The organism is Stenotrophomonas sp. 2YAF22 (genome assembly GCF_052114665.1).
In the GTDB taxonomy this organism is placed as follows: Bacteria; Pseudomonadota; Gammaproteobacteria; order Xanthomonadales; family Xanthomonadaceae; genus Stenotrophomonas; species Stenotrophomonas indicatrix.
The window spans coordinates 1-4,595 of record NZ_JBFRFE010000339.1 but is presented as its reverse complement, the minus strand read 5'-3'; the positions used below and the strand labels follow the sequence as shown (position 1 = coordinate 4,595).

Sequence of the window (4,595 nt, the reverse complement as noted above, 5' to 3'; positions counted from 1 at the left end):
AAGGCAAGCTGGAGTACACCTCGCTGCTGTACGTGCCGGGCCGCGCGCCGTTCGACCTGTACCACCGTGATGCGCCCAAGGGCCTGAAGCTGTACGTGCAACGGGTGTTCGTGATGGACCAGGCCGAGCAGTTCCTGCCGCTGTACCTGCGTTTCATCAAGGGCGTGGTCGACTCCAACGATCTGTCGCTGAATGTCTCGCGTGAGATCCTGCAGTCCGGCCCGGTCATCGATTCGATGAAGGCCGCGCTGACCAAGCGTTCGCTGGACATGCTGGAGAAGCTGTCCAGCGACAAGCCCGAGCAGTACGCCACGTTCTGGAAGGAATTCGGCCAGGTGCTGAAGGAAGGCCCGGCCGAGGACTACAACAACCGTGAGAAGGTCGCCGGCCTGCTGCGCTTCGCTTCCACCCGTGGCGAGGCCGATGCGCAGACCGTCTCGTTGGCCGACTACATCGGCCGCATGGCCGAAGGCCAGGACAAGATCTATTACCTGACCGGCGAGAGCTACAGCCAGGTGCGCAACAGCCCGCACCTGGAAGTGTTCCGCAAGAAGGGCATCGAAGTCCTGCTGCTGACCGATCGCATCGACGAGTGGCTGATGGGCTATCTGACCGATTTCGACGGCAAGGGCTTCGTCGACATCGCCCGCGGCGACCTCGACCTGGGCGCGCTGGAGAGCGAAGCGGACAAGCAGGAGCAGGAAGCCGCAGCCAAGGACAAGCAGGGCCTGGTGGAGCGCCTGAAGAACGTGCTCGGCGATGACGTGGCCGAAGTGCGCGTGTCGCACCGCCTGACCGATTCGCCGGCGGTACTGGCCATCGGCGAACAGGACCTGGGCCTGCAGATGCGCCAGATCCTGGAAGCCAGCGGCCAGAAGGTGCCCGACAGCAAGCCGGTACTGGAGATCAACCCGGGTCATCCGCTGATCGCCAAGCTTGATGCCGAAGCCGATGGCGCACGTTTCGACGACCTGGGCCGGGTGCTGTTCGATCAGGCCGCGCTGGCAGCCGGCGACAGCCTGAAGGACCCGGGTGCCTACGTGGCCCGTCTGAACAAGCTGCTGCTGGAGCTGTCGGCCTGACCGATGCCGGGATCGCCCGGCCTGGTGGGTGCCAACCTCGGTTGGCACCGCCATTGCCCCGGTAGATGCCAACCTTGGTTGGCGCTGCTGTTGGCCTGGTAGATGCCTACCTCGGTTGGCGCTTGAAAAGCTGCCGAGCATGGCTCGACTCTACAAAAGCGTGCCAACCAAGGTTGGCACCTACCAGAGCAGCTCGGATCAGGCACGCACCAGAGCAGGTCGGATCAGGCCTGCCGATCCAGCAGCGAGCCCAGCATCTGGTCCTCGCGACGGATCACCGCCGCGTTGGCAGCGAAGGCCACCACCTCGGCCTTGGCAGCCAACAGGTCGCCCAGCGGTGCGGTCGGATCGGTGTCGCCATGGGACGTCACGCTGGTGTCCACCCCGCCCTGCGCTGCGACATCGCGCTGCAGTTGCAGTCGTGGCGCATCCGGGTTCGCCAGGTTGGCCACATTGTGTGCGGCCACCTGCACGCCCTGCTGGGCCGCACGCATCCCGCTGAGCGCAACACCTGTCACATCGTTCATCGGCGGTCTCCCAGGCCACCCAACGCAGCCCTCCGGACCGGTTAACGGCCGCGCAGCTGCGACCTTGAGTCCACGCCGGCCATACAGGCCCGGGTGGTAGCATATCCCTCTGATTTCAGCGCCTTTTGCCAATGCTCAGTTTTTTCCGCCGCAAGAAGCCCCAGGACGCCGCCACACCGGACGCGCCCAAGACCCAGCACTACTCGGCTGAAGAGCTGGCGGCGGCATTCCCGTCGGCCGCGCCACCCGAGCAGGCCCCGGCCGCACCGGTAGCCCCGCCGATGGTGGAAGCGCCTGTGCCAGCTGCCACACCCGAGGTCGTTGCGCCCGCAACGTCAACCGCGCCGGCCCCGCAAGCACCACTGCAGACGGCGCAGGAAACCCTACCCAAAGCCGCGCCCGCCCGCGTGCTGGCGCCGGAGAACTTCGAAGCCGAAGCGGCCGCCGCCGCCGCGGTAATCGCCCCGCTGGCCCCGGTCATCCCGGCGCAGGAACCAGCCGCCCCCGCCGCCGAYCTGCCGGTACTGGTCGATGCCCCGGCTGCTSCGGCGGGCAAGCCCGGCTGGCGCGAGCGCCTGCGCAACAGTGCGTTCGCCCGYAGTTTCGGCGGCCTGTTCTCGCGCAACCCCAAGCTCGATGACGACCTGCTGGACGAGATCGAGACCGCGCTGCTGACCGCCGACGTTGGCGTTGCCGCCACCACCGACCTGATCGCCGACCTGCGCAAGCGCATGAAGGCGCGCGAGTTCATTGATGCCAATGCCCTGCTGGCGGCACTGCGTGCGGACCTGATCGCGATCCTGCAGCCGGTATCCAAGCCGCTGGTCATCGACCGCAACGCCAAGCCCTTCGTGGTGCTGACCGTGGGCGTCAACGGCGTCGGCAAGACCACCACCATCGGCAAGCTGGCCAAGCGTTTCAAGGACGAGGGCCACAGCCTGATGCTGGCCGCTGGCGACACTTTCCGCGCCGCCGCCGTCGCCCAGTTGCAGATCTGGGGCGAGCGCAACGGCGTGGCCGTGGTCGCGCAGGGGCAGAATGCCGATGCCGCCTCGGTGGCCTACGACGCACTGCAGGCCGGCAAGGCCCGCGGCACGTCGGTATTGATCGCCGATACCGCAGGCCGCCTGCACACCCAGTCCGGACTGATGAACGAGCTGGGCAAGATCCGCCGCGTGCTCGGCAAGATCGACGAGAACGCGCCGCACGAAGTACTGATGGTGATCGACGGCACGACCGGTCAGAACGCGCTTTCGCAGCTGCGCCAGTTCAATGCTGCGGTCAAGGTGACCGGCCTGGTGGTGACCAAGCTGGACGGTACCGCCAAGGGCGGCGTGGTGTTCGCGCTGGCCCGTGAGTTCGGCATTCCGATCCGTTTCGCTGGCATCGGCGAGCGCCCGGAGGACCTGCGCGTGTTCGATCCGGAAGCCTTCGTCGACGCCCTGTTGCCCGAAGCGCTGGGCACTGCCTGACGCGCCCGCATCCACGCATGGCGTGGCTCTACTGCAACCCGGTAGAGCCACCCCATGGGTGGCTGCCCCCTGGAGTACCGATGCCCCGCCAGCCGAACGCCAGCGCCACGTCCGACCCTGAGCACGGCTTCGTTGCCCGCCTGCTGCACTGGTTCGACGGCCACGGCCGCCACGACCTGCCCTGGCAGCATCCGCGCAGCCCGTACCGGGTGTGGTTGTCGGAGATCATGCTGCAGCAGACCCAGGTGGCCACGGTCATTCCGTACTTCCACCGTTTCCTGCAGCACTTCCCCACCCTGCCCGAACTTGCCGCCGCCAGCAACGACGCGGTGATGGCGCAGTGGGCCGGCTTGGGCTACTACGCCCGTGCACGCAATCTGCACGCCGCCGCCAAGCGCTGCGTGGCCGAGCACGGCGGCGACCTGCCGCGTGATTTCGATGCCCTGCACGACCTGCCCGGCATCGGCCGCAGCACCGCCGGCGCGATCCTCAGCCAGGCCTGGAACGACCCGTTCGCGATCCTCGATGGCAACGTCAAGCGCGTGCTCAGCCGCTATCACGGCGTCGAAGGCTTCCCTGGCCTGCCCGCCATCGAAAAGCAGCTGTGGGCCATCGCCGAAGCGCAGGTCGCCCAGGTGCCGGCTGGACGCATGGCCGACTACACCCAGGCGCAGATGGACCTCGGTGCCACGGTCTGCAGCCGGTCCAGACCGGCCTGCGTGATCTGTCCGCTGCAGGCCGATTGCGTGGCACGTCGCGAAGGCCGYACCGCCGAGCTGCCAACCGCAAAGCCAGGCAAGACGCTGCCCGAACGCGAGGCGGTGGCTTTGCTGCTGCGCGACAAGCAGCAGCGCGTACTGCTGCAGAAGCGGCCGGACACCGGCATCTGGGCACAGTTGTGGACGCTTCCGCAGGCCGATGCTGGCAGCGAGCTGCAGGACTGGTTCGACGTCCACGTCGATGGTTCGCTGGAAGATGCCGAGGAACTGCCAGTGCTGCAGCACACCTTCAGCCACTACAAACTGCACCTGCAGGTATTGTCACGGCAGGTGCACGGCCTGCGCGTGGAAGAACCCACGCTGCGCTGGGTTGGCGCCGCCGAACTGCCTGCACTGGGCTTGCCTGCCCCCATCCGCAAACTGCTTGAGGGCGCGCCCATCAAGAACCCGAAGCGAACCTCCGCAAAATCCCGCAACCACGAGTGAGTGCCATGCCCCGAACCGTCTTCTGCCAGTACGAACAACGCGATGCCGAGGGCCTGGACTTCGTGCCTTACCCGGGCGAACTGGGCCAGCGTGTGTTCAACCACATCGGCAAGCCGGCGTGGACCGCATGGCTGGCACACCAGACCATGCTGATCAACGAGAACCGCCTTTCCCCGCGAAAGCCGGAGCACCGCGCCTTCCTGGAGACGGAGCTGGTGAAGTTCCTGTTCGAGAAGGACGCGGAGAAGCCCGCCGGGTTCACCCCGGAAGCCTGACACGCAGGTAGTGCCGGCCGCTGGCCGGCAACCC

Annotated in this window: 5 protein-coding genes; 4 read left to right on the top strand and 1 reads right to left on the bottom strand. The window is 67.0% G+C overall.

The features are described from left to right. On the top strand, positions 1-1,082 hold a 1,082-nt coding region (gene htpG, locus AB4Y84_RS13840; RefSeq protein ID WP_442250295.1), incomplete at its 5' end, for a molecular chaperone HtpG. A 224-nt stretch (positions 1,083-1,306) separates the two neighbouring features. Here the strand turns inward: htpG and AB4Y84_RS13835 are convergent. Beyond that, positions 1,307-1,609 carry a hypothetical protein gene (locus AB4Y84_RS13835; RefSeq protein WP_312787956.1) on the bottom strand — a complete coding sequence of 101 codons (303 nt, stop codon included), beginning with the start codon at positions 1,607-1,609 and terminating at the stop codon, positions 1,307-1,309. A 131-nt stretch (positions 1,610-1,740) separates the two neighbouring features. Between AB4Y84_RS13835 and ftsY the strand changes: the two genes are divergently transcribed. The 3 genes from ftsY (at position 1,741) to AB4Y84_RS13820 (ending at position 4,561) form a co-directional block, all read left to right on the top strand. Next, the gene (gene ftsY, locus AB4Y84_RS13830; protein WP_442250294.1) at positions 1,741-3,081 is read left to right on the top strand and encodes a signal recognition particle-docking protein FtsY; all 1,341 of its coding nucleotides are present in this window, start codon (positions 1,741-1,743) and stop codon (positions 3,079-3,081) included. Between the two features lie 80 nt (positions 3,082-3,161). Further along, the gene (gene mutY, locus AB4Y84_RS13825) at positions 3,162-4,286 is read left to right on the top strand and encodes an A/G-specific adenine glycosylase (protein ID WP_312111084.1); all 1,125 of its coding nucleotides are present in this window, start codon (positions 3,162-3,164) and stop codon (positions 4,284-4,286) included. Positions 4,287-4,291: 5 nt separating this feature from the next. Further along, a complete protein-coding gene (locus AB4Y84_RS13820) occupies positions 4,292-4,561 on the top strand; it encodes an oxidative damage protection protein (RefSeq protein WP_025878821.1) in 270 nt (89 codons plus the stop codon). The last annotated feature ends 34 nt before the right edge of the window (positions 4,562-4,595 follow it).

Bases quoted from the DNA above. Each gene is read 5' to 3' on its own strand.
- AB4Y84_RS13835 (WP_312787956.1), bottom strand. From the start codon at position 1,609: ATGAACGATGTGACAGGTGTTGCGCTCAGCGGGATGCGTGCGGCCCAG.
- AB4Y84_RS13820 (WP_025878821.1), top strand. From the start codon at position 4,292: ATGCCCCGAACCGTCTTCTGCCAGTACGAACAACGCGATGCCGAGGGC.